We start from the raw sequence: 24,939 nt of genomic DNA on the forward strand, positions 1-24,939 counted from the left end.
GGTCCGGGTCGTCGTCGGTTCGCGATCGGTCCGGCCGCGGCCGCCCGCTGGGCCCAGGAGCGCGTCGCGGCCGACCTGGAACCCCCGACGCCGTCGCCGGGCGGCTGGCGGCCATCGTCAGCGCGCCGCCCGCTGCTGGACCTGGCCCTGGTGCACGTCGTTGACCCACTCCCAGCCGGCCGGGGCGTTCGGGCCGATGCGCGGGTCGTCCGGGGTGCGGCCGTCGCGCAGGGCGAGGACGTACGCGCGGTCGAGGTCGATGCGGGCCTTGACCTGACCGGGACCGCCGACCGAGCCGTGCCCGGGCACGACGACCTCGGCGCCGCCGGCCGCGCGCTCCAGCAGGTCGAGGGCCGCGAGGTACGCCGCGATCGGGTCGCCCGGGTCCTCCCAGTCCAGCATCGGCGGCAGGACGTCGGAGAGCATGTCGCCGGCGAGGAGTACGCCGCGCTCCTCGATGAACAGTGCCGCATGGCCCTGCGCGTGGGCGCGGTGCTCGAGGATCCGGACCCGCGGGCCGTCCCAGGGGAACTCCGTGGTGCCGGCGGGCAGCGCGGTGATCTCGCCGAGCAGATCGAGCGGCACGTCGTCCTCGATGCCGGTGCCCTCCAGGTGGTCGCGGATGGCGGTCTTCGCGTCCGGGTCGGCCAGCTGCTCGCGGATGGCGGCGGCGCACTCGGCGGTGCCGTAGCGCGGAGCATTGCCGAGGCTCGGGAGCCAGAGCACGTGGTCCCAGTCCGGGTGGGTCGAGAAGCCCGCGACGACGGGCCGGCCCGCCAGGTCGGCCGCGAGGCAGGTGATCTCCTGTTCCACCACGCCGGGGTCGACGAGCAGCACGCCGTCGCGGCCCTGGACGGCGATGCCGTTGCTCTTGATGAACTCGCTCTCGTGGACCAGCACACCGTCCGCGACCTGCGTCAGCACGGGCTCCCCCTCCGAAGTGATTGCGATCTGCAACCACTATAGCCACGTGTCAAGCGGGGCGGCGGGCCGGCGGGATGAGCAGGTCGACGGCGATCGCCACGCGGGCCAGGAACTCCTCCCGAGTGGCGGCCTCCTGCTTGATGCCGATCGCGGTGCTGCGCAGCGTGCGGGCCAGGTCGTCGGCGCGGGCGGACCGACCCGGGCGCTGGGTCGCGATCGCGCTCGTGACCAGGGCCAGGAAGCGCGCGGGGTAGTCGGCGGTCAGGTCGCCCAGCAGGTCCGGGTGGGTGTCGACGAGGGTCGTGACCTCGCGGGCCATCGGGCCGATGTAGCGGCCGGTCCACGCGTCGAAGGCCTCGATCAGCCGGTCGGCCAGCGGGCGGCCCGTGTCGGCCAGGACGCGCTCCGCTGCGGCGAGGTCGCGGTCCAGGGCGTGGATCGCCGCCGCGCGGAAGAGGTTGGGCTTGGAGGTGAACAGGAAGTACAGGCCGGGGCGGGAGATGTCGGCGGCGCGGGCGATGTCGTCCATCGAGGTCTTGCGGTACCCGAACCGCGCGAACGTGCCCAGCGCGACCTCGAGCACATGATCCCGGCGGTCACCCTCGTCGCTCACCGGTCCAGCGTATACCAACTAGACAGACTAAGCCGACTCTGTATAGTCAGGAGCATGGCAGCAGCACACGGCGGCATCACCGCCGACGAGGTCGTCGGCGGGATCGATCTGCGGGGCACGCGCGCGATCGTCACCGGGGCCTCGTCGGGGCTCGGGGTCGAGACGGCGCGGTCCCTCGCGCGGGCCGGGGCCGAGGTCACGCTCGCGGTGCGCGATCCCGGCGCGGGCGCGCGCACGGCGCGGGACATCGCCGCCACGACCGGGAGCCGGGCGCTGCGCGTCGAGGCGATCGATCTGGCCGACCTGGACTCCGTCGCCGCGTTCGCGCAGCGGTGGACCGGGCCGCTGCACCTGCTCATCAACAACGCGGGCGTGGTGGTGCAGGCTCTGCACCGTACGAGAGAAGGCTTTGAACTGCAGTTTGCGACGAACCACCTCGGGCACTTCGCGCTCGCGAACAGGCTGCACGCAAAACTGGCCCACGGAGCGCGGGAGCGGGGCAGCGCGCGGATCGTCGCCGTCAGTTCGACCGCGCACATGCGCTCGCCGGTCGTGTTCGACGACGTCCACTTCTTGCGGCGGGCCTACGATCCGCAGGCCGCCTACGCGCAGTCCAAGACGGCCAACTCGCTGTTCGCGGTCGAGGCGACCCGGCGCTGGGCCGGGGACGGGATCGTGGCCAACGCGGTGAACCCGGGCGGGGTGGCCACCGGGCTGCAGCGCGACTTCTCCCAGCAGCAGAAGGACTCGCTGGCCGCGGCCGAGGCGGCGGGAATCTTCCGGTACAAGACGGCGCAGCAGGGCGCGGCCACCACGCTGGTCGCGGCGGTCGCCCCCGAGTACGCGCACAGCGGCGGGCACTACCTCGACGACTGCCGCGAGGCGCGCACCGTGCCGGACGACGCCGACCTGCTCGGCAACAGCGACGGCGTGAAGGCGTGGGCGCTCGATCCGGTCGCGGCGGCGCGGCTGTGGGACTACAGCGTCAGCAGTACCACCGCGCGCAGCCGGGAGGCCGGGATCGGGCCCTCCTGACGCGAATCGTAGCTCTCGGCAGGGTTGTCGCCCGTCACCACCAGACAGCCCGCCGGCACCGTCGCGTGACCGGCCAGCGCCGCGAAACCCGTCAGCGCATCCGGCACCGGCTCCCCCGCCGTGGCCACGAGCCGCTTCACGAACCACAACCTTCCGGCATTTCCCGGTTGTACCGCTCCAGCCTCCGCCGGCGGCGCCAGCAACACCAGCCGCCCGGTGGCGGCGCGGGTCGTGCGGCGGGCCAGGACCTGGGCGCCGTCGGCGAGGGTGGGCAGCATGCTCGGGCCGTCGATGCGCACCAGCACCAGGTTGCGCCTCGCCCAGAGCAGCGCGGCGAGAGCGACGACCACTATGGACAGAACTATCCACATCGGACTCACGCTCCGGCCGGCTGGTAGCCGGAGGCCTGCAGGGCGAACAGGGTCGCGTACTCGCCGCCCGTGGCCAGCAGCGTGGCGTGGTCGCCGCGCTCGTGGACGGTACCGGCGGACAGGACCACGATGTCGTCGGCCTCGCGGATCGCGTTGAGGCGGTGGGAGATCAGGACGCTGGTCAGGCCCTCGCGTTGCGCGCGCAGGCGGGCGTGCACCTCGTGCTCGGCGGCCGCGTCCAGGCCCGCGCTCGGCTCGTCCAGGATGACCAGGTCGCGGGAGTCGCGCAGGAACGCGCGGGCGATGGCGATGCGCTGGCGCTGGCCGCCGGACGGGTTGACGCCGGTGGTGTCGGTGCCCTTCGCGTCGGGGGCGTTGAAGCGGCGGCCGAGCATCGTGTCGTACCCGTCCGGGAGCCCGTCCAGCAATTGGTGGATGCCGGCCCTTTCGGCCGCGGCGTGGATCCGCGGGCGGTCGTCCAGGGCGGGCAGGTCGCCGACACCGATGTTCTCGGCCGCGCTGAGCTCGTAGTTGACGTAGTCCTGGAAGACCGCGCTGATCCGGGCGCGCAGGTCGGCCGGGTCGAGCTCGCGCAGGTCGACGCCGTCCCAGAGGATCGCGCCGCGGGTCGGGTCGTAGAAGCGGCACAGCAGCTTGACGAGCGTGGACTTGCCGCAGCCGTTGCGGCCGACCAGGGCGGTGGCGCGGCCGGCGGGAATGTGGAGGTCGAGCCCACGCAGTACCCACGGATGGTTCGGCCCGTAACGGAACCACACGTCACGCAGTTCGATGCCGGTGCGCAGCGGTGGGGGTTTTCGTGGAGCAGCCGGGACCGGCAGGTCGGGCGGGTCGGCGAGGACCGACCGGTAACTGTCGAACAGCAGCAGCGCCTGGATCGCCTTGGCCGCCTGGGTGGCCGCGGTCGCGAGGGCGGTCTGCACGCCGAGGACGGCGGCCAGGAACATCGCGATGTCGCCGACGCTGTGCGCGCCCGTGCGGGACTGGGCGGTCACGATCAGCAGGGCGGCCCCGGCGACGACGGCGGCCGTGGTGGCCAGCCCGGCCTGCACGAGCATGGCGCGGCGGTCGGTGGTGTGCTCGGCCGCCTGGGCGGTGCGCCGTTCGCGCAGCATCCGCTCGCGCAGGAAGCCGCCGAGGCGGAACAGCCGGACCTCCTTCGCGGCCTGCTCGGTGGCGAGCATGTCGCGGTAGAACAGCTCGCGGCGCTTGGCCGGGCTGATGTCCCACTCGGTCCAGGCCCGCTCTCGGCCCAGGATCAGCTCGGCGGCGAGCACCGGCAGCCCGGACAGCAGCACGGCGACGGCGACGGCCGGGCTGACCGTCCACAGTGAAGCGACCAGGCCGCCGACGGTGAGCACGGCCCCGAACACGCCGAACGCGCTGTCGATGACCTGGCCGGGGCCGCGGCCGCCGGACTCGTCGGCGAGCATGAGCCGGTCCAGGTACTCCGGGTCCTCGAACCGCGCCACGCCCACGACCCGGTCGACCGCGCGGAACAGCCGGTCCTTGGCCAGCAGGGCGACGGACCGCTCGACGTCGGCCCGCACGTACGCGAGCACCGCCGGTCCGAGCCCGACCAGCACGCCGACGCCGGCCAGCGCGGCCACCGCCCCGGTCCAGCCGGGTCCGGTGGCGCCGCGGGCGATCCCGTCGACGACCGCCCGGGTCAGCAGCGCGGCGGCGACCGGCAGGCCCGCGGTGAGCAGGGTGCCGGCGGTCAGCACGGCGGTCCGGCCGGGCGCCGCGGCCACCGCGAGCCCCACGGCGGCGCGCACGTGGGCGGCGATCCTGCCCGGCGCCAGCCCGAGCCGCTGTGCTCCGCTCATGCCGGTCAGACCAGCGCCGGCTGCTGGTAGTCGTGGCTGGCGATGGTCTGGCCCGGCCCGACGGTGCAGAACGACGGTGTCGCCATCACGTGGAAGGCCCGCGCGACCGGCCCGCGGCGCCGCTCGACGACGGTGCGGACGCCGGGCCCGAACGCCGCGACCATGAGATCGGCCTCCTCGGCCTCGCGGATGACGGCGAGGGTCCGCGCCCGGTCGCCGAGCGCGGTGGCGGCGGCGGTGAACGCGACGACGTGCGACTGGCAGACCTCGCAGTCGGGGTCGAAGAAGCCGATGACGGTACCGTCGGAAAGTTCGTCGCGGGTGAGCATCTCCCCCGCGGTCGTGGTGGCGGCGAAGTCCTCGATCCGCTCGCCGATGTCGGACATCGTCGGCACCCCCCGCTCGAGGGTGGCCAGCCGGGCCTCGCTGCCCGCCACCCGCTTCAGCAGGGCGAAGGTCAGCACGATGTTCAGCGCGACGGCGATCGTGAGCACCACGGTGAGCGTGATGAGCATCGGGACTCTCCTTCGTCGGAGGGGCCGGGCCCGGCGGTGCGCACCGCCGGGCCCGGGTTTCGGGGAAATCGTCAGCAGCAGGGCCGGCGGCCGTCGGCGCCCTTCGCGCTGAGCACGCCGTTGCTGCCGCAGCCGAAGCCGCACGTGCCGCGGACCGGGGTCGCCTTCGCGTCGGCCGTGGGCACGACCAGCTTGAGCAGGCTGTTGGTCAGCTTCTTCATGTCGATCTCCTCCTTGTGGGATGAGCACTCCCCTGCCGGATGGCAGAAGTCTTTGCCGGCGGGATCAGCAGGGTGCGCACGTCGTCCAGCACGGTGACCAGCGCGCCGCCGAGGACTCCGGCGAGCGCGGCGAGCAGCGCCCCGCCCAGCTCCGCGCCGCCGTCCCCGATCCAGGTGACGACGGCCGCGATGGCGGCGATCGCGATCAGCACCAGGTTGCGTCCGATGTGGAACGTCCCCAGCGGCATCGCGCTGTGCCCGAAGCACTGGCACGTCGTCACCGTCCCGCGCCGCACCACGATCCCGATCGCCGCGGCCAGTCCGGCCAGCAGTGCGGCGGCCAGGGCCAGTCCCACGATTCCCGCCATCCGCGCCGGTACCGCCACCAGCGCGACGATCGCCACCTCGCACCCGACGACCAGGGCCGCGACGGGCCGCACGAGCCGCTCCGGCAGGATCCCCATGCGCCGCGTCGAGCGCCGGAACGCCCCGAACGCGCTGCGGCTCCGCAATTTCGTGAACGCCGAGACCGCGAAGACGGTGGCGACGAGCAGCCGGCCGAACAGCGCGACGTACAGCACCCGACCTCCCCGTGAACAGCCGTCCGTCGATGGTGCCGGTGCCGCGTTGGAAATCCGTTAACTTTTTGTTGGATCCCTGCTCACCCACGGTGACGGCACCTCCCGGGCGCCCTTCACTCTCGCCGAGTCGGATCATGTACATCGCCGCCCGCCGGCGATCGATAGGCTCCGGTTCCTGAACGATCTCGTGGCGGTGCCGCGGGCCGAGCGACCGGGGAGCCGCGCCGATGACCTGGACGCTGGAGATCCACCACCTCGACGTCGTCGGCTCCGGTGACGCGACGCTGATCGTGGCCCGGGACGACGGCGTGGGCCACGCGCACGGGCCGTCCATGCGCACCTGCCTCGTCGACGGGGGCCGGGCCACGGCGGGCCCCACGGTGCACGGCTACCTGACCACCACCGCGAATCTCGGCACCGGGCCCGGCCAGCACCCGCTCGACATCATCGTGGTGACGCACTACGACGCGGACCACATGAACGGCGTCCGCAACCTCCTGCAACGCCGCGGCGCCGGGATCTACGACCACACCCTCGTGTTCGACCAGGGCGAGCCGGCCGGGGACGAGAACAGCTACTTCCTCTACGCGGACGCGATCGGTGTCCGGCCCGGACGGGTCCGGGTGACCCGCAACGTCGCCAACGTCCAGCCGCCGGTCAAGGAACGGAAGGGCAAGCTGCTGCGCCCCGGTCCGGTGAACAACGTCCGCATCCAGCCCAGGACGTTCCTCACGCACGGCGCCGTTCCGAACAACCCGGCGGTCAACGCGCCGCCGCCATTGGTGGTGCCGGGCGCCGCCGTGATCAACCCGGCCAACCTGGCCGAATGGTGGCATCCGTACTGGCTGGTCGGCCGGGAGATCCTGTGGACCGGCACCGGCGGGGAGCCGATCAACCAGCCCCGGCCCCACGCGCCCACGATGACGTGCATCGCCGCGAACCGGTTCGTCCGCGAGGACGCCGGCCACTCGCTCTACCGCGCCGTCGCCCCGCTCGGCAACCCCGAGAAGATCAAGAACGAGATGAGCCTGGCCTTCGAGCTGCGGTTCGGCACGTTCCGGTACTACATCGGCGGCGACATCGAAGAAGCCCAGGAACGGACCATCGCCGAATACCTCAACGACCAGAACTCGGTCGCCGGCCGCGTGCACGTCGTGAAGGCGAGCCACCACGGCGCCGACACGGCCTCCACCCGCTCGTTCATCAGGCGGATGCGCCCGGAGGCCGTCATCATCTCCTGCTCGACGAGCAACCAGTACGGGCACCCGGCCCCGCGGACCGCCGCCATCCTGGACGGCTATCCGGACGCCGCCACCCCGCCGCCACCACAGTTCCGGCCGATTCCGAACTATCTGACGGGATACGAGTTCCCGCACGCTCCCGGTGGGCCGAACCACGGGGGCGGAGCCTCCTCCGAGATCGCGGGCGACCCGGTGCCGCTCGTCGGCGCCGTCCAGCGGGGACACGTGCGGCTGGACGTCACCCAGGCCCAATCGCAGTACGACGCCCGGGGCCTGCTCGCGACCACGCTCGTCACCGGGGCCGACCGGACGGCCAACGTCCTCGGTCTCGCGCCGCCCGGCGGGCTGCTGCCGGCGTTGGCCAAGGCGGTGCTCTCGGTCGGCCCGCCCGTCGCCAGGATCACCGCCGTCGTCCAGGCGGCCCTCGGTGTGGCGCCCGGCTTCGGCGCCGCACCGGCGACGATCGCGGCGACCGTCACGGCGGGCACGGCGCCGGGGACGATCGCCGGTGGGATGCCGGCCATCGTCGCGGCCGTCCACGCCGCCGCGATCGGTGCGGCGGCGCCAGTTCCGGCGGCCCAGGCCGCGGTCGTCGCCGTCGCCGCCGGCCTCGCGGGCTCCCTGGGCGGGGTCGTGCACGCGGCGGTGCTGCAGCTGGTCCAGCAGGCGACGCACGCCGCGGCGTTGCTGGGCGGGGCGGGCGCCGGGGCGGCGGCCGCCGCCGGGGTGGCCGCGGCCGCGGCGACGAATGCGGCCACCCCGGCCGCCGGGCGGTTCACCGTCACCTGCTGGATCCGCTACCTGGCGGTTCCAGGAGCCCACACGCAGACGATCTACTGAGGGGCAACGGATGGACATCGCCGGCCTTCCGCTGACCGAACTCAAGACCCGGCTGGAGTCGCAGGTCGCTGCGGGGCGCCTGATCCTGGAGCCGGACACGATCGACGACACCCGGCTGGCCGGCTTCCTGCGCGGCCTGCCCGGCGGACGGCTCGAACTCGCCGCCCCGTCCTTCGCGCTCACCGACACCGCCGTCTGGCCGCAGCGCCTGACCGTCACCGGCCGGGCGAGCGGCGCATGGCCGGTCAGCGCGCTCGGCCCGGACGCGCTCGCGCCCGGCACGGTCACGCTGACCGTCGCGCGGGCCGCGGCCGGCGGCGTCGCCGAGCTGAGCGCCGGCCTCGACGCCGTCCTGCACCTCGGCCCGCTGGCGCTGCCGGTCGCCGGGGAGGTCACCGACGACGGGCTGCGCTGCGGCCTGAGCGCGGACGGTCACCCGCCCCGGAGCCTCGCCGACCTCGTGACGCTGCTCAGCGGCGCGCCCCCGGCCGTCGCCCTGCCCGCCACCGGACCCCTCGCCGCCGCGGTCGGCATCGACGGGCTCGACCTGCTGGTGCACAACGGCCCGGTGACGGTGAGCACCCTGGCGCTGCGGCTGGGCGGGGCCGTCGACTGGGTCGTCGTACCGGACCTGCTCGTCCTGCGCTCCGTCGGCCTCACCCTCAGCCGGACGCACCGGTCGAGCCCGAACGGGCTGTCGTCCGCCTGGTTCGGCGCGCGGTTGCAGGCCGCGCTGACGATCGGGCGCGAGTTCACCGTCGCGGTCGACTTCGGCTCCCCGGGCCCGTGGGAGCTGCGGATCATCCCGGCCGACGGCACCCTGCCGAGCCTGGCCGATGTCGCCGGGTTCGTCGGCGGCGAGGCGTTGCAGGAGGCGGTCCGCACCGGCACCGATGCGGTCGGCCTCGGCGAGATCGGGATCGACGGGGTCGTCATCGGCTTCGACCCGTACGCCATGGCGCTGCGCCACGCCGTGCTGGCCGGCCACGTCACGCTCGCCGGCGTCCGGATCGACGTCAGTGCCGGCCTGCCCGACTTCCGGTTCGGCGGGCGGCTCGCCGACGGCAACAGCATCCGGCTCAGGCACCTGTTCGAGTACTGCTTCGGCACCGCACAGGGCTTCCCCGACATCGTCATCACCGAGCTGGCCCTGAGCGCGCAACCGGACCCGGGGACCTACACGTTCGAGCTGACCGCCGCGGACGACGACCTCACCATCGGCCCGCTCGCGTTGCGCGAACTGAGCCTGACGGTGACCAAGGGGCCGGCCGGCTTCTCCGGCGCGCTCCTGGCCGGCCTCGAACTGGGCGGCGCCGCCCTGCTGATCGAGGCGCGCCGCCCCGAGACGGACGACGTGTGGGTGTTCACCGGCGCCACCAGCCAGCGGCAGAGCATCACGGCCGGCGCGCTGATCGCCGACCTGGCCGGGCGGTTCGGGGCCGTCACCCTGCCGCCCGCCCTGACCGGCCTGCTCGTCGACGAGCTCCTCGTGCGGTTCGACACCGAAGGCAACTTCACCTTCACCGCCGGCATACGGCTGCCGCTCGGCGAGACCGGCGATCTCGGCCTGCGGCTGAACATCGTCGCGGACGGTTCCCCGATCCGGTGCACCGGCACGCTGACGATCGGCGGGATGGTCTGCACCGTGGCGCTCGACGGGCACGGCGACACGCGCATCGAGGCGCACTGGGCGGCCGATCCGCAGCAGCCGCCGCTCTCCCTCAACGACCTGGCCGCGGGTCTGGAGCTGCCGGTACCGCAGCTCCCGCCCGGCCTGGACCTGACCCTGACCGGCGCGAACCTGACCTACGACTCGGCCTCCCGGCGGCTGGTGGTCGCCGCCCGGTCGGCGGCGCACGGCGCGGCGGTCTTCGTCGCGCTGCCCGCCGCGCAGGGTGACGGGACCCGCTACCTGGCCACGGTGTCCGTCGGGGGTTCGGTCGGGCTGTCCGACCTGCCGCTGGTCGGCGGCGCGCTCGGCGGCGACGAGACCTGCGCGGCCGAGCAGCTCCAGGTGGTGCTGTCCGGCGCCCCGATCACCCCGGAGCTGGCGGTCGAGACGAACGACCTCGTGCGGGCCGGCTATCCGCGGTTCCCGGAGCAGGGCACCGGCGCCGCCCTCGCGGTGTCGGTGGTGCTGCGCTTCGGCGCGCAACGCATCCCGATCGCCCTCGGTGCCGCCCCGGCCCCCGGTTCCGGCACCGCGCCGGCCCGGACCGCTTCGACCGTCGGCCCGTCGTCCGGACCCGGCGGGGTGGTCGCCGCGCCGCCGAGCGACCCGGACGGCACGGTGTGGTTCACGGTGCAGAAGGCGTTCGGGCCGCTCACCCTGGCCCGGGTCGGGGCCCGGTTCGCCGACGCGGCCGTGTGGTTCCTGCTCGACGGCTCGCTGGATGCCGAGGGATTCTCGCTGGTCCTGCAGGGCGCGGCGATCGGCGTGCCGGTGACCGACTTCTCGCCGCGGTTCGCGCTGCGCGGCCTGGCCCTGTCCTACGCGAACCCGCCGCTGGCGATCCTCGGCGGCTTCACCGCGGTCCCACCGGCCGACGGTGCCGCGTTCCGCTACGACGGCGGCGCGGCCGTCACCGCGCAGTCCTGGGGCGCCCTGGCCTACGGCTCATACACCGAGGTCGAGGGCCTGCCCTCGATGTTCCTGTTCCTGCGCGCCGGCGCGGCGTTCGGCGGCCCGCCCGCGTTCTCGGTCACCGCACTGGCGGCGGGCTTCGGCTACAACTCCACGATCCGGTTGCCCGAGATGACCGAGGTGGCCGAGTTCCCGTTCGTGGCGGGCCTGGCCGAGGCGGCGGCGGACGGCGGCGCGGCGCAGGCGCTGGCCGCGCTCACCGGCGGCCCGCGGCCGTGGCTGAGCCCCGCGGCCGGACAGACGTGGCTGGCCGCCGGCGTGCGCTTCCACACGTACCGGCAGTTCGACACGACCGCCCTGCTGGCCGTGGAGTTCGGCAACGCCCTGACGGTCCTGCTGCTCGGGGTCACCACGGCCCGGTTCCCGTCGACCGGGGCGGCCCGCCCGTACGCGCAGCTCCAGCTCCAGCTGCGCAGCGTGCTCCGGCCCGGCGAGGGGGTCTTCGCGCTCTCCGCGTCGCTGACCCGCAACTCGTACCTGCTCGACCCGGCGTGCGTGCTCACCGGCGGGTTCGCCTTCTACGCCTGGTTCGGCGAGCACCGCAACGCGGGCGACTTCGCGATCACCGTCGGCGGCTACCACCCGGCGTTCGACGCGCCGGACCACTACCCGGTGGTACCGCGGGTCGGGTTCAGCTGGTCGCTCGACGCGGCCGTACGCATCTCCGGCACCGCCTACTTCGCCCTGACCCCGTCGGCGATCATGGCCGGCGGGACGCTGGACGTGCGGTACCACGACGGCAGCCTGACCGCCTGGTTCACCGCGCAGGCGGACCTGCTGGTCGCGTGGGCCCCGTTCCGGTTCCGGACCAGGGTCGGGGTCAGCGTCGGGATCGAGTACACGGCCAGCCTGCTGTTCACCTCGAAGACCCTGCATCTGGAGGCGGGCGCGCAGCTGGAGCTGTGGGGACCCCCGACCGGCGGCACGGTCACGGTCCGGCTGTGGGTCGTCACGTTCACCGTCGCGTTCGGCGCACCCGGGGAACCGGGCGGGGCGCCGCAGCTGGACTGGGCCGGTTTCCAGGACCTGCTGCCGGCGCCCGCGGCGAGCACGACGTTCGCCGCGACCGCCGGGCTGGCCGCGCCGCAGACCGATCCCGGTGACCCGGCCGGTGCGGCGGAGCCGGTGCCGTGGCCGGTGCGCGCCGACGGCTTCGCCCTGACGCTGCGCAACGCCGTGCCGGTCACCGAGGTGCTGCTCGGCTCCGCCGCGCGCGACGCCGTCCTGGCCGGGCCGGCGGTCGACATCAGGCCGCTGCGCCGGACCGGCCTGACGGTGCGGCAGACGGTGGTCCTGCGGCGCGTCGCCGGCGGTACCGCCGCCGAGATCGACCTGGCCGCGACCGGCTGGCACGCGACCGGCGTCACCGCGGACGTGCCCGCCGCGCTGTGGGGCACCGGCACCGGCGCGACGCTCGACCCGGGCGATGCGCAGCTGGTCCCCGACCGGCTCACCGGCCTGACCCTCACCGCGCCGGCCGCGGTCGCCGGGTGGAGCGGCGGACCCGTCGACGCCGCCGGCACGCTCGGCGTCACACAGGTCCCGGCCGGCGCGGCCCTGCCCCTGAGCACCGCCGCGGAGCCCGTCGGCGCGGTGGCCGCACACGCCGGGGCGGTCGGCGCGATCGCGGCGCAGATTGCCGGCCCGGGCGCCGTGGCGGCGCGCGCCGCCCTGTTCGAGGCCCTCGGCAAGCTCGGCGCGGCACCGCCGGCCAACGGCCCGCTCGACGCCTTCGCCGCGGCCGCCGGGACGCTGTTCACCGACGAGCCGATGCTGACCGGCGCCGCGCCCTGACCGGACCGCGACGCGAGCGGACACCAGCCGCCCCGGTGGACGCCGGGGCGGTACCAGCTGGAGAGGAAAAGTCGATGAGCGAGCCGACGCTGCCGCCAGGCGCTGTGCAGTTCTACGACGGGTTCCGCCCCGGCCTGGAGGCGGGGACCTACGAGCTGACCGCCGTGCAGCGCATCGACGATGTGCCCACCGGCGCCTACTTCGGGCCGCGGACCCAGTCCTTCACCGTCGACGCCCCGCGATTCGTGCTCGACGCCGGCGACGTCGGCGAGGTGTACCCGCCCGCGAACAACTCCGGCGACTTCGGCGCCACGCTGCCCTCGGTCGTGCTCAACCGGCGCACCCTGCCCTGGGAGCGCCGGCTCGGCGACGACCCGGACGCGCCCTGGCTGGCACTGCTGGTGCTGCGGGCGGACGAACTGGGGTCCGGCCCGGCGCTGCACAGCGGTACCGTCGCGCAGTTCCTGGACCGGTCCGACCCGGCGGTGCGCCCACCGGCGATCGCCGCGGACGGCCTGTCCGCGCAGGTGCTCGCCACGGAGATGACCAGCCTGACCCTGCCCCGGCAGCGCTTCACCGCGATCGCACCCACGGCCGGGGAGGCGCGGCTGCTGGCGCACGTGCGGCGTACCGACACCGCGTCGCGCGCGGCCGGCCAGGCGGCCCGCGACGGCTGGCACGCCGTCGTCGTGGCCAACCGCCTGCCGGCCGGCGGTTCGGCCAACCTCGCTTGCCTGGTCTCCCTCGAGGGGCTCGCCGCCTACCTGCCGGGTGCCGGCGGCACTCCCGCGGACGGCGCGGACGTCCGGCTGCGGCTGGCCGTGCTCGCCTCCTGGACGTTCACGTCGAACCCCGCCGCCGGTGGCGACATCGGGCGGCTGCTGGCCGGTCTGGCCCCGGCCGGGCCCACCGCGTTGCTGCCGCTGATTCCGGTGCCGGCGGATGCGGCGCCGTCCGCGGCCCTGAGCCGGCTCCGGCAGGGCTACGCGGCCCTGGACTACCGGCTGCCGACCGGGGAGCGAACCTTCGCCTGGTACCGGGGGCCGTTCACGCCGTACCCCGCGCCGGCGCTGCCCGGACCGGTCGACGGGACGCCGCACTATGCGACCGCCGCCGAGGTGACCATCTACTCGCAGTCCGAGGGCGTCTTCGACGTGTCCTACGCCGCGGCGTTCGAGGCGGGGCGGCTCGCGGCGCTGGCGGACCGGGGGTTCGCGGTGGCCATGGTCAACGCCCGCCGCGCCGCGTTCCAGATCGTGGGTACCCTCCAGGCGCGGGCCGGTTCGCCGTTGTTCGCCGATCTCGCGCCGGCCTCGCCGCCCGCCCCGACACCGCCGGCGGCACCACCACCGGCGACACCACCGGCGACACCACCACCGGCGACACCACCGGCGACACCACCGTCGGCGGCACCGCCGGTGGCCGCCGCGGACCTGCTCGCCGTCCGCAGCCGCGACGTGTTCGCGAGCCTGCTGACCGGCGGCATGGGCGATCGGCTGAACGCGACGCTGTCCAGCGCACCCGCCGTGCCCGCGGCACCCGCGGCGCAGCTGCCCGCCGCGGCGGCCGTCGCGGCGCTCGGACTGCCGCTCCCCGCGCTGTACCTCGAGGGCGCCGCGGACGGCATCGACGGCAGCTACGGCGACGCGGCGGCGCCGCCCGCCGAGGCGGCGAACGAGGCGGCGGAGGTCGTGCCACCGCGGCCGCCGGAGCCGGACCTGCCGGGCGGGTACGTCCCGCGCCGGCCGGGGCGCGGCGGCGGGTTCGATCCGGTCGAGCAGTTGAAGGATCTCCTCTCCCGCGCGGACGTCCAGCAGCTGCTGGCCGAGCACGCCCGCGGCCCGGCCACCGACACGGCCATCGGCTGGCTGGCCGAGCTCGCGCTGCTGCACCGGGTCCCGTTCCACCATCTGATCCCGGACGAGCGCATGCTGCCGGTCGAGTCGCTGCGCTTCTTCTACCTCGACAGCGGCTGGATCGCGGCGCTGATCGACGGGGCGCTGAGCATCGGCGTCGAGGGCAGCCGCGACCTGGAACTGCACCAGGCGATCAGCCGGCCGCTGGTCGAACTCGTCGCCGCGAAGGTCGGCGCGGTGCGCGCGGCCGACCGGGGCCGCCCGGATCTGCGGGTGCCCACCGGTGGCGCCGCACCCGCCGGGATGGGCGCCTCCGCAGCGGCCGCAGCCTCCGCAGCGGCCGGTGCGGCCGGCTCGCCCCAGCGGCGCGCGGGACTGCTGCTGCGCTCGGCCGTGATCGCCGGATGGCCCGGCCTCGCCGTCGAGGGCCGCGCCGGCGGCGAGCCGGTGCCGCTCCTGCGCCTGGACCGGCTCGCCGACACGATCCTGCTCGCGCTGTTCGACGGCGTGCCGGACACGGTGACGCTCACCGAGCCCTGGCACGGCCTGCACTTCGCCTTCGACGCCGACGACGGGGTGGTCCTGCGCCGGCCCGACGGCACCGAGCTCGGCACCCGGTTCCCGGCGCCCGGTCAGCCCGGCCTGCGCACCGCCTTCACCCGGGCCGCCGACGCCTCCGTCGTCCGGGTGCAGGATCTCGCCGAGGCCGTCCACGGACGGCTGCGGGAGGCGATGCCCGGCACCGCGGTACCGATGGGATCTGCGTTGTTCGCCACCGAGATGCTCGCCGCGGCACATCGGCTCACCCTGCACACCACCTCGAACAGCGGGAAGGCGTGAGCGCTGTGTCCGTTGCGCTGTTGGTACCCGTTCAGCTTCAGGCGCTCCTCGTCAACCCGGGCGTGCGGGCCCAGGGTTTCACCCGCTGGGACATGGACTACGCCCAGCTGCCCGGCTTCGGTTCGCCCGAGCCCCGGCCCTTCGCGGAGACCGACGCCGGCTGGGCCGCCCGCCCCGACCGCGACGGCGTCCACCTCCAGTGGGTGCTGCCCGCCGCGCTGCGCACCGGGCGGCACGACCCGGCGGACGGCACGACGACCTATCCGCCGGCGCCGGACCGGTGGCTGGTGACCCGGATCGCGACCCGCCCGGACCAGCCGCCCGGCGTCGCGGACCGGACCCGCGGCTGGGTCGTCGAGAGCGACTACCTCGGCCCCGACGGGGCGTCGCCGTACCTCGACCCGGAGGCACCGACGCCGACCCCGACCCGGATCGGCCGCGTGCACTCCCTCGCCGCCTGGCGCGAGCCGCGCACCCGCCGGGCCCCGTTCCTCACCGCGGTGGCACCCGGAAACATCGCCTTCGCGGCGTACCAGCCGCATGCCGCCGGGGTGTTCTCCCTGCACGACCCGGCGGACGACGTCGAGGACGGCACGATCCTGTCCTATCAGGTCATCGGCTGGTACGCGGACCCCGCCGCCGACGTGCTCGCGCCCGCGCGGCAGGCCGCCGGCCTCGCCGCCCGGCTCGCCGAGCTCGGCTGGTCCGCGCCGCCCGGGTGCGAGGCCGACACGACGGTCTGCCACGGGGCGATCCGCGCCCTGACCTACTCGCGCACGGCCGTCGCCGCCCGGCCGGAGGCGGCCGCGATCGCCGTCGGCAACACCACCATCGACGCCGTCACCGCGCTGCTGCGCGCCGCCGACCGGCCCGGATCCGGGTTCGATCCGGACCTGCTCGAGGCGTTCCAGTACGACCTGCTGCACACCCTCGACGAGCCGGACGGCCCGGCGCAGCTCGGCGCCCGCATCCACGACGCCTGGTTCGGAGCGCGGCCCGGCGGGTCGGTGTGGCAGGTGGTACCGGCGCAGGGCGGTGACGACGGGGCGGCGCCCGGCACCGGACGCCCGCCCGCCGACCCGGACTGGCTCGCCGGGCTGAACGAGGTCCAGCGCGCCCACGATCAGGCCGCGCGCCGGCTGGGGGCACTCCAGCGCGACCTGTACGAGCTGTGGTGGAAACGCGGCCGCCGCAACGCCGCGCCGACCCCTCCCCCGGACCTGACCGACGCGCAGTTCGCCGCCGAACTCGACCCGGCCCGGCCGCAGAGCCTGGCCGGGCGCGTCGCCGCGCTGCGCCGGCAGGTCGAGCAGGCGCGGACCCGGATGCCGTGGGGTGCCACGGCGCAGGAGCTGGCCGCCGCGATCGACGCCTACACCGCGCGGCACCCGCTGCCCACGGGAACCGTCCTCAAGCGCGCCGAGCTGCCCGCGTTCCGCATCGCGGAAGACCCGGTCGTGGCGATCGCGGGCGTCCGCGCCGGCACGTTCGACGAGCACCTCGGGGCCGACCCGCGCGGGTTGCTGCCCTGCCGCACGGCCACGGTCGGCACGCTGTCCCTGCCGCTGGCCGTCCGGTCCGCCGAGGGGGAACCGGCCGGGCCGGACGGGCGGTTCCCGGACGGCACGATCGCGCCGCCGGGCATCGACGTCCTGGTGACCGTGAACATGCTCCCGACCCCGCCGGCGGTCGCGTCGTTCCCCGTCATGTCCGGGATCGCCGGCACGGTGGTGTCCGCGTTCGTCGCCCTGCAGATGGAGACGTACCTGCTCGACCCGGTGCACGCCGGCGCGGTCGCCGCTGTCGCGGCCCGCGAGGCCGGGCAGCCGGCGGCCGAGGCCGAACTGGCCGTCGCGGCCGGACGGCTGATGGCGAGCGGGGAGGGCACGGCGGGGCCGCTGCCGGCGATCCTGCCGCAGCGCTGGACCCAGCCCTGGGCCCCGCTGTTCCTGGAGTGGCAGGTCAGCTACCACCCGCTCCCGCCGGGCCTGTGGAGCTTCGACGGGAGCGCGTACCGCGCGAGCTGGCCGACCGCCTGGGCCTATCCCGGGCCGCAGCCAGGTCAGGTCCCGGGCACGCCGGTGGTGCTCAGCGGCCGCAGCCTGCTGACCCCGCAGCCGTCGGCCGGTTTCAAGGCCCGCTTGGACACGTACCTGACCACGCTGCCGGAGCCGACGGCGGCCGCGCTGTCGTCGTTCGCGGCCGCCGTCGACTCCTGGGACCTGCTCTCCCAGGCACTGAGCGGCTTCAACGAGCAGCTGGCCCTGCGCGACCCGGCGAGCCTGCGCGCCCCCGACGCCACCGGCGTCGTCCTGCCGCCGGACCTCACGATCGCGGACCTGATCGGCGGCGGGGCGATCGCGATGCCGATGGCGGACCAGCCGGGCGGGTTCCAGCAGCTGCGGGCCGGTCAGTTCACGTTCCTGCGGGTCAGCGTCGTCGACCGGTTCGGGCAGCGCGTCGACGTCTTCGACGCCCCGGTGCTCGCCGCGGGACTCGTCCCCCAGCAGCCCCTTGGCCCGCGCTTCGCTCAACTGCCGCCGCGGCTGCTGGAACCGGCCCGGCTCGACGTCAGCTGGACGCCCGGCGGCCCCGGCACCGCGCCGGGCGACCACGACCCGGGCTCGGCGGCGGATCTGGTGTGTGCCTGGATCGTACCGAGCCCGCTCGACGAGGCCCTCGCCTGCTACGCCCCGGACGGGGCCGCGCTGGGCGAGCTGACCGAGACGGCCGGGCCGGCCGGGCCGCGGCTCTCCTGGCTGCCCGCGCCCGGCTCCGCCGCCGGCTCCCTCGCCGCCCTCGCCGACCCGTTCCCGGTCCTCGCCGGTTTCCTCGGCGACCTGGTGACGGCCGGCCCGGCGGCCTTCGCGGACCTGCTGCGCACGATCGACACCACCCTGTGGACCATCGACCCGCCGGGCGGCGGCGACGAGACGTACCTGGCGGCGCTCGCGGGCCGCCCGCTCGCCCTGGTCTGCGCCGCGCTGCGCGGAACGCCCGGCCGGCCGCCGCGCACCGACCCGCGGTGGCCGCACACGTTCGCGCCCGTCCCGTCGACCGTGCCCGACCACCCGTTCCCGGTCCGCGTCGGCGACGCCGCCCTCCGCGGCGACGGCCTGATCGGTTACCTGAGCGGCGCCCAGTTCCGGGCCGCCTACCGCCCGCGCGACCTGGCCACCGGCTACGTCCAGCCGATCGCCCCGGGCACGTTCCCGGCCATCCGCTTCGACGAGGCGGCCCGCACCGACCTCACCCTGCTGATGGACCCGCACCTGCCGGTCCACCTGGTCACCGACATCCTGCCGGTGCAGACCCTGCGCCTGCCCCAGCGCCTGATCGCCGACGCGATGGCGGCGATGGCCCTGACCGTCCGCTTCGGCCCGCTGCTGAGCGAGCTGCGGCCGCCGGCCGCGCCCGCCGGCTCCCCCACGATCGCGCTGCCCAGGCCACCACAGGTCGGCGGCGTGTGGTCCTGGGCCGAACCGGACCCCAGCGGCGGCGTCACGGCCTACGACATCGCACCGGCCGACGACGTCGCCCGCTTCCCCGGCACCCCGCCGGCGGTACGCACAGGCTGGCTGCGCCTGCACAGCGAGGGTGCCGGCTGAGCCGGGCGGGCGGTCAGGCCCGGCCGACCGCATGGGCGATGGCGAGGGTGTGCTGGTACTCGCGCCAGCCCGCCAGTTTGCCGTCCCGGGCCCTGAGCACCCCGACGAACGGCGCCGACGCGGTCGCGCCGGTGGTGGTGTGGGTGCCGGCCAGCTCGTACTCGACCACGATCACGTCGGGGTCGGCCGTCTCGTGGACGACGACGTTGCGGCAGTCGTCGAAGCGGACCGGGAACGCCTCCCGGCCCGCCCGCGTGAAGTCGAGGACCCGCTGCCGGCCCTCCAGGCGGGTCGGGCGGCCGGGCGCGGCGAACGGCATCTCCAGCACCACGTCCTCGGCGAGCGAGTCGGCGTCGTAGGTCGGCGCGTTCGCGAGCCAGTTGGTGCGCATGCGGTCGAACAGCTCGTGCGGGGTCATGCCGCCTCCTGGATAATGAGTCGTGGCTCGACTTGCACCGAGAATAATGAGTGGAGACTCATCTTGCTAGAGGGGCAGCCACCGCTGCGGGCCGACGCACAGCGCAACCGGGCGCGCATCCTGGACGCCGCCGAGGCGGTGTTCGCCGAGCACGGGCCGCGCGCGTCGACCGAGGAGGTGGCCCGGCGGGCCGGCGTCGCCATCGGTACCGTCTTCCGCCACTTCCCCACCAAGGACGACCTGCTCACGGCGATCATGAAGCGGCTCCTGGCCCAGCTGATCGAGGACGCGGGGCGGCAGGACCTGTTCGCGTTCTTCCGGCACCTGGTGGCCCAGGCGGCGGCCAGGAAGACCGTCGTGGACCTGCTGGACGCGCGGCTCCCGGACCTGGTGGCCCGGCTCGAAGAGGCGGTGGGGCGGCTGCTGTCAGAAGCGCAAAACACCGGAACGGTCGCCGGTACGATACGGCGGCCCGAAGTGATGGCGCTGCTCACCGGCGTGTGCCAGGGCGCCCTGCACGGCGGCTGGGACGAGCGGCTGCAGGAACGGACGCTCGCGATCGTGTTCGCCGGGCTCGGCGCGGCTACAGCGCCGGCCGGAGGTGGGTGACGGCCCAGCCGGCGAGGGTGCTCGGGGTCGTCGTGGCGTACGAGCGCGGCTGTTCCGGGGTGAAGGCGGCCGACATGCCGACGATGCCCTCGACCGCAACCTCGCTCAACCCCGCGCCGCGCAGGGCCTTGCGCTGGTCGTCGGGGCTGATCCGGGCCGCCTCGATGGTCGTGCCGGTCGCTTCCGACAGCGCGGCGGCGGCCTGCGGCCAGGTCAGGTCGGCCGGGCCGTGCACCGCCTGGACCTGCCGGCCCGCCCACGCGGTGCTCAGCAGGCGGCCCGCGGCCACCGCGGCGATGTCGCGCGGGTCGACCCACGGCATCGGCTCGTCCAGGTCGCGGGTCGTGCTCAGCGTTCCGGCGCGCAGACCGTCGAGGTCCATGAGCAGGTTCGTCATGAAGTACCCGCAGCGCAGGTGCAGCAGCGCCGCGCCGGTGTCGGCCCGGGCCGCGTCCAGGCGCTGCTCGATGCGGGCCAGGCCGTCGATGAAGCCGGCCCCGCCGCGCAGTTCGGCGCCGATGCTGCTCTGGAAGACCACGCGCGGGATGCGGTTGCGGCGCATCGCCTCGGCCAGGCCGGCGGCGGTGTCCTCGGCGTCCGCATCGGGATCCGGCAGCGTCCAGTCGTCCGGGTGTACCCAGAACAGCGCGTCGACACCGCTCGTCGCCTCGGCCACGTATGCGGCGTCGCGCTGGTCGCCCACCGCCAGGTCCACGAGCTCGCGCAGCGCCGGGTCGAGCCGGTCCGGATGGCGCAGCAGCAGGCGGGGCCGTTCGCCCGCCTGGCACAGCATCCGGACCACGTGCGCGCCGACATTGCCGTTCGGGGTTGTGACCGCGATCGTCATGCCCTTCGTCGTACCCACGGGCCGCCCCCTCAAGCTACGGCAGCAGGTTGCGCTGCCGGGCCTGGCGCACGGCGTCGCGGCGGCGGTGGACGCCGAGCTTGTGGTAGATGGCGGCGATGTGGGTCTTGACGGTGTTCGCGGACAGGTGCAGCAGGTCGGCGATCTCGGCGACCGTGAGGAACCCGACCAGCAGGCGCAGCACGCTGATCTCGGCGTCGGTCAGCACAGGGCCGGGCGCGTCGTCGGCGATGTGGGCCAGCCGGATGAACGGGCTGCGCAGCGACTCCGGCGCGGCGAGCGTCACGGCGGCGTGGTGGCACCGGCGGGCGCGGCCGTCGTCGCCGGCGCGGCGGGCGGCGGTGGCCAGCAGGAGGTACGCCTCCACGGCGTGCGGCAGCGCCGGCGCCTCGAGCTCCAGGAACGGCTCGAGCACGCGCTCGACGGTGCGGTCACGGTCGCGGGCCCGCGGATCGGCGACGGCGGCCCTGGCCGTGGCGAGCGCGGCGACGATCGGCGGGAACCGGCCGGCGTCGTCGTCCAGCCGGCGCCGGGCGTCGCCGGGCCGGCCGTGGGCCAGCAGGAGCTCGATGCGGGCCGCGCGCGGCGCCCAGGCCGGGACGATGAGCGGGTCGGCGTCCTCGGCGATGAGCGCCTCGAGGGCGGCGAGCGCGGCGGCGACCCGGCCGTGGTGGTAGTCGGCGAGCAGGCGGTGGAAGGCCTCGCCGGCGTACAGGTCCGGGTGGGCCGGCCAGTGCTGCACGAGCAGGTCGTCCAGCAGGGCGTGGGCCCGGGCCGGCCGGCCCTGCAGGACCGCGACGGCGGCCAGCGCGAGCAGCGCCCAGGCCTCCTCCGGCGAGTCGGCCACGCCGGCGCCGTGCAGGTCGGCCCGCACCGCGGCGGCGGTGCGGGCCGCGGCGCCCAACCGGCCGAGCTGGCACTCGGCGAGGGCCCGGATGCGCGCCGCCGACGGTTGCGCGGCGGCCTGGGCGGCGGCGGCTAGCGCAGCGGCGGCCAGGAGCCCCATCGCCGCGACCGGGTCGCCGGCCTGCAGGGCGAGCCAGGCCCGGCCGAGCGCGGCGCCGCCCGGCGGCGGATCGGGCGGCGGTCCCGGGCGGGCCGGCGAAGCCCCGCCGGTGGCCGCGACGTGCCGGCGGGCCTCCGCGGGCCGGCCGTGACCGGCGTACCAGCGCGCGGCGGCCAGATGCAGGCCCGCGAGCCGGTCGGGCGCGTCCACGAGCATCCCGTGGTGCAGGGCGGCCCGCCACAGCCGGGGCATCACGAACCATCCGGTGCCGGCGCCGAGCGGGATCAGCCGGCCCTGCCGGGCCAGCGCGTCGAGCACGGCCGCCCCGTCCCTCCGGCCGGTCACCGCGCCGAACAGCTCGGCGTTGCACGAGGTGAGGATGCCCGCCGCCCTGGTCGCGGCCCGGGCCTCGGCGGGGAGGTCCGCCAGCACGTCGCGGTCGAGGTAGGCGTCCAGGCCGGCGCCGGTGCGCAGGACGTCGTCGAGGGCGTGCCGGGTGTCGTACGGGTCGCGGAGCAGGATCTCGATGGCCACCGCGACGCCGGCCGCCCAGCCGCCGGTGATCGCGTACAGGCGGCGCAGCTCGGCCGGGAGCAGCCGCAGCCCCCGCTGCCGGCCCAGCTCCGCGGTCTCGGCGCTGGTCAGCCGGAGATCGGCGGCCGTGATCACGGTCCGGCCCCGGGGTTCGAACCGCTCCAGCTCGGCGGCGCGGGGCAGGGTCCGCCCGGCCAGGATCAGCCGGCCGTGCGAGCGGGCCGGGGCCACCGCGCGCAGCAGCCGGCGCCGGACCCGGGCGCCGGCACCGGCGTCGAGGCCGTCGAGGACCACCGTCGCGCCGTCCAGCAGGTGCGCGCCGGCGGCCCGTTCGAGCAGCGCGGCCGCCGACGACAGGCTCAGCCCGGCTCCGGGATCGAGGTCGAGGGCGGCCGAGGTGCGCAGTCGTGCGGTACCGGAGCCGTCGAGCGCGACGTGGACCGTGCGGCAGGTGTCCGGCAGGTGCGCGAGCCAGTCGAGCAGGACCGTGGTCTTGCCCGCGCCCGCCGGGCCGCCGACCACGGCCACCGCCGGCGCGCCGACCGCGTCCAGCAGGCCCAGCAGCCGCGGCCGGGGCAGCGCGGCGCGCGGCGGCCACGCTGCCGTCACGAGCGGCGGTCCATCGCCCTGGTCCTTCCCTCGGCCGGTGACGGACCTGCCGCAGGTCACGAGCGGGGAGGACGGGCGGTCACGTCGAGGATCCAACCCTGCCAAACGACGGGCGGTCGCCGGGATCGATCGGCGGCACTCCCGTCCGATCGGTGACGATCAATAGCTGGACGGCGGCGGAGACGGTCTGAACAGCCGAGACCTGAAGAGTGTGGAAGCCGGCCGGACGGGTACGGCACGCCTGAACGCTGCCCGGCCGGTGCCCGGTTCGTGCCGGTATGGCAGCTAAACGGCGGATGACAGCGTGTGCCCGATCCCATTACAACTGATGGATGCCAAACACTCCGCATGCGCCGCGACCCGGCCGGCAGGAGGTGCCGTGATCGACGTGCTCACCAGCGCGGCGGCGATCCGGGACGAGGCCAGGCTGCACGCGGTGGCCAGGACCGGCCTGGGCGCACAGCCCGTGCAGTGGTGCGACCGGCTCGTGCAGCTGGCCGGCCGCGCCCTGGGCGTCCCGGTGGCGCTGCTGGTCCTCGTGGAACGGTACCGCCAGATCCTCCCCGGCGCCGTCGGCCTGCCCGAACCGTGGCAGCACCGGCGCGAGACGCCGCTGACCCATTCCGTCTGCCAGTACGTCGTCGGCGCCGGCGCCCCGCTCGCGCTGGCCGACGTCCGCCGCGATCCGGTGCTGCACACCAGCGAGGCGATCCGCGACCTCGGTGTCGTCGCCTACGCCGGCGTCCCGGTGCACGACCGCGACGGCCACGTCCTGGGCGCGCTCTGCGCCATCGACGTCGCGCCGCGGCCGTGGACCGGCGAGGATCTCGCGGCGCTGGGCCGCATCGCCGCCCGGTGCAGCCGCATGCTCACCTCGCGCCGCACCGCCACGCTGCCCGCGCCCCGGCCACTCGCGCCGCCCGCGCCGCCCGCGCCGGTGGCCCGTCGCCTGGCCGAGCCGGACGGCGACCGGGTGCTCTGGACGCCCGCGGCCCGCACGCCCGCGCTCGTCCTGGACCGCCGGCCCTGCGCCCGGCACACCGCCGCCGGGCTGGCCGTGACCGGGCGCTGGCACGGCGAGCCGGTCACGGTCGTCGTGCGGACGGCGGACCACCCGGCCGCGGTACGCCGGTTCCAGCGCCGGGTGCGCGTCGCCCAGGCGTTCTGCCGCAACCCGCCGCGGCTGCCGGTGGAGGAGCACCGCTGGAACGACGCCCACACCCTCATCGTCACCCGCCCGGCCGGCGAGCCGCTGCAGCGCCATCCGGGCCACGTCCCCGCCGTACCGCCCGGCGAGTGGGCCGAGGTGCTCCATCACGCGGCGCTGCTGTCGACGTGGCACCCGGACCCGTCCGAGCTGCCGAGCTGGACGGTCGACTACCCCGCCTGGATCGCCCGGCACCGGCGGGCCGGGCACCTGAGCGCGGACGAGGCGGACCGCATCGGCGCGCTGCTGCACCGGTGCGAGCACGACCGGACGTTCGCCCACGGCCGGCTGACCCTGCGCGACATCGTCCGGCGGCCGTCGCGGCAGCTCGCGCTGACCGGTTTCACCCACGCCGGGCTGTACCTCGCGGGCCTCGACCTGGCCGCCCTGGCCTTCGCCGCGCCCGACGCCGCCGCCCGCGCCGCCGTGATGCAGCGGGTCGTGGACGCCGACATCGTCGAGCCGTTCACCGTCAACCTGCTGCTGAGCGCGGCCGACGTGGCCGCCCGCCATCCCGCCGCCGCGCCCGCGGCCCCGATCGGCGCCGTGGTCGGCGCCCGCCGCCACGCCCACCGCCTGCTCAGCGACCTCGGCGTCTGACCGCCCGAGCCGCGGCGGCCGGATGCCGCGCAGACCCAGTCGTGAACGGCCGGATCACGGCGAACAGCGCCGGCGAGCGGCCACGGTAAAGACCGGCGTCCAGGAACCGCAGCATCCGCGGTGCAGGCACCGAAGCCGGTGATGAGCTGCGGCAGGGCGGC

The 24,939-nt window shown here is 75.6% G+C and carries 17 protein-coding genes; 7 read left to right on the forward strand and 10 right to left on the reverse strand.

What is annotated here, in order from left to right; all coding sequences use genetic code 11:
* Positions 1-117: 117 nt before the first annotated feature.
* On the reverse strand, positions 118-924 hold the full coding sequence (locus ACQPZ4_RS29925) for an MBL fold metallo-hydrolase (RefSeq protein ID WP_433042533.1): 807 nt from the start codon (positions 922-924) through the stop codon (positions 118-120).
* A 49-nt stretch (positions 925-973) separates the two neighbouring features.
* Positions 974-1,537 carry a TetR/AcrR family transcriptional regulator gene (locus tag ACQPZ4_RS29930; RefSeq protein ID WP_433042536.1) on the reverse strand — a complete coding sequence of 188 codons (564 nt, stop codon included), beginning with the start codon at positions 1,535-1,537 and terminating at the stop codon, positions 974-976.
* Positions 1,538-1,591: 54 nt separating this feature from the next.
* On the opposite strand from ACQPZ4_RS29930, the gene ACQPZ4_RS29935 reads away from it, so the two are divergent.
* On the forward strand, positions 1,592-2,572 hold the full coding sequence (locus ACQPZ4_RS29935) for an SDR family NAD(P)-dependent oxidoreductase (protein WP_433042539.1): 981 nt from the start codon (positions 1,592-1,594) through the stop codon (positions 2,570-2,572).
* Here ACQPZ4_RS29935 and ACQPZ4_RS29940 read toward each other — a convergent pair.
* From ACQPZ4_RS29940 to ACQPZ4_RS29960, 5 genes are all read right to left on the reverse strand, one after another.
* The gene (locus ACQPZ4_RS29940; RefSeq protein WP_433042542.1) at positions 2,515-2,943 is read right to left on the reverse strand and encodes a S26 family signal peptidase; all 429 of its coding nucleotides are present in this window, start codon (positions 2,941-2,943) and stop codon (positions 2,515-2,517) included. The two genes, ACQPZ4_RS29935 and ACQPZ4_RS29940, sit on opposite strands and share 58 nt — an antisense overlap.
* 5 nt (positions 2,944-2,948) lie before the next feature.
* Positions 2,949-4,790: an ABC transporter ATP-binding protein gene (locus ACQPZ4_RS29945; RefSeq protein WP_433042545.1), complete on the reverse strand. Its 1,842-nt coding sequence runs from the start codon at positions 4,788-4,790 to the stop codon at positions 2,949-2,951.
* 5 nt (positions 4,791-4,795) lie between these two features.
* On the reverse strand, positions 4,796-5,305 hold the full coding sequence (locus ACQPZ4_RS29950) for a hypothetical protein (RefSeq protein WP_433042548.1): 510 nt from the start codon (positions 5,303-5,305) through the stop codon (positions 4,796-4,798).
* 71 nt (positions 5,306-5,376) lie between these two features.
* Positions 5,377-5,526, reverse strand: a complete 150-nt coding sequence (locus ACQPZ4_RS29955) for a hypothetical protein (RefSeq protein ID WP_433042551.1) — start codon at positions 5,524-5,526, stop codon at positions 5,377-5,379.
* Positions 5,523-6,107: a MauE/DoxX family redox-associated membrane protein gene (locus ACQPZ4_RS29960; RefSeq protein ID WP_433042554.1), complete on the reverse strand. Its 585-nt coding sequence runs from the start codon at positions 6,105-6,107 to the stop codon at positions 5,523-5,525. The genes ACQPZ4_RS29955 and ACQPZ4_RS29960 overlap by 4 nt, the downstream gene beginning before the upstream one ends.
* 227 nt (positions 6,108-6,334) lie before the next feature.
* Between ACQPZ4_RS29960 and ACQPZ4_RS29965 the strand changes: the two genes are divergently transcribed.
* From ACQPZ4_RS29965 to ACQPZ4_RS29980, 4 genes are all read left to right on the forward strand, one after another.
* Positions 6,335-8,188, forward strand: a complete 1,854-nt coding sequence (locus ACQPZ4_RS29965) for a ComEC/Rec2 family competence protein (protein ID WP_433042556.1) — start codon at positions 6,335-6,337, stop codon at positions 8,186-8,188.
* Positions 8,189-8,198: 10 nt separating this feature from the next.
* The gene (locus ACQPZ4_RS29970) at positions 8,199-12,626 is read left to right on the forward strand and encodes a DUF6603 domain-containing protein (RefSeq protein ID WP_433042559.1); all 4,428 of its coding nucleotides are present in this window, start codon (positions 8,199-8,201) and stop codon (positions 12,624-12,626) included.
* 74 nt (positions 12,627-12,700) lie between these two features.
* Positions 12,701-15,322 (forward strand): hypothetical protein, encoded by a 2,622-nt coding sequence (locus tag ACQPZ4_RS29975; RefSeq protein ID WP_433042562.1) that lies wholly within the window; start codon positions 12,701-12,703, stop codon positions 15,320-15,322.
* Positions 15,319-18,930: a hypothetical protein gene (locus tag ACQPZ4_RS29980; RefSeq protein ID WP_433042565.1), complete on the forward strand. Its 3,612-nt coding sequence runs from the start codon at positions 15,319-15,321 to the stop codon at positions 18,928-18,930. The genes ACQPZ4_RS29975 and ACQPZ4_RS29980 overlap by 4 nt, the downstream gene beginning before the upstream one ends.
* 13 nt (positions 18,931-18,943) lie before the next feature.
* Here the strand turns inward: ACQPZ4_RS29980 and ACQPZ4_RS29985 are convergent, their stop codons facing one another.
* Positions 18,944-19,348 (reverse strand): nuclear transport factor 2 family protein, encoded by a 405-nt coding sequence (locus ACQPZ4_RS29985; protein ID WP_433042568.1) that lies wholly within the window; start codon positions 19,346-19,348, stop codon positions 18,944-18,946.
* A 63-nt stretch (positions 19,349-19,411) separates the two neighbouring features.
* On the opposite strand from ACQPZ4_RS29985, the gene ACQPZ4_RS29990 reads away from it, so the two are divergent.
* Entirely contained in the window at positions 19,412-19,957 is a 546-nt protein-coding gene (locus tag ACQPZ4_RS29990) for a TetR/AcrR family transcriptional regulator (RefSeq protein WP_433042571.1), read from the forward strand.
* Here the strand turns inward: ACQPZ4_RS29990 and ACQPZ4_RS29995 are convergent.
* Both ACQPZ4_RS29995 and ACQPZ4_RS30000 read right to left on the reverse strand, forming a co-directional pair.
* The gene (locus ACQPZ4_RS29995; RefSeq protein WP_433042574.1) at positions 19,932-20,804 is read right to left on the reverse strand and encodes an NAD(P)H-binding protein; all 873 of its coding nucleotides are present in this window, start codon (positions 20,802-20,804) and stop codon (positions 19,932-19,934) included. The two genes, ACQPZ4_RS29990 and ACQPZ4_RS29995, sit on opposite strands and share 26 nt — an antisense overlap.
* Positions 20,805-20,838: 34 nt before the next feature.
* The gene (locus ACQPZ4_RS30000; RefSeq protein WP_433042577.1) at positions 20,839-22,971 is read right to left on the reverse strand and encodes a LuxR C-terminal-related transcriptional regulator; all 2,133 of its coding nucleotides are present in this window, start codon (positions 22,969-22,971) and stop codon (positions 20,839-20,841) included.
* Positions 22,972-23,350: 379 nt separating this feature from the next.
* Between ACQPZ4_RS30000 and ACQPZ4_RS30005 the strand changes: the two genes are divergently transcribed.
* Entirely contained in the window at positions 23,351-24,778 is a 1,428-nt protein-coding gene (locus tag ACQPZ4_RS30005) for a GAF domain-containing protein (protein ID WP_433042580.1), read from the forward strand.
* The last annotated feature ends 161 nt before the right edge of the window (positions 24,779-24,939 follow it).

This window comes from Dactylosporangium sp. CS-033363, from assembly GCF_050942475.1.
Classification (GTDB): Bacteria; Actinomycetota; Actinomycetes; order Mycobacteriales; family Micromonosporaceae; genus Dactylosporangium.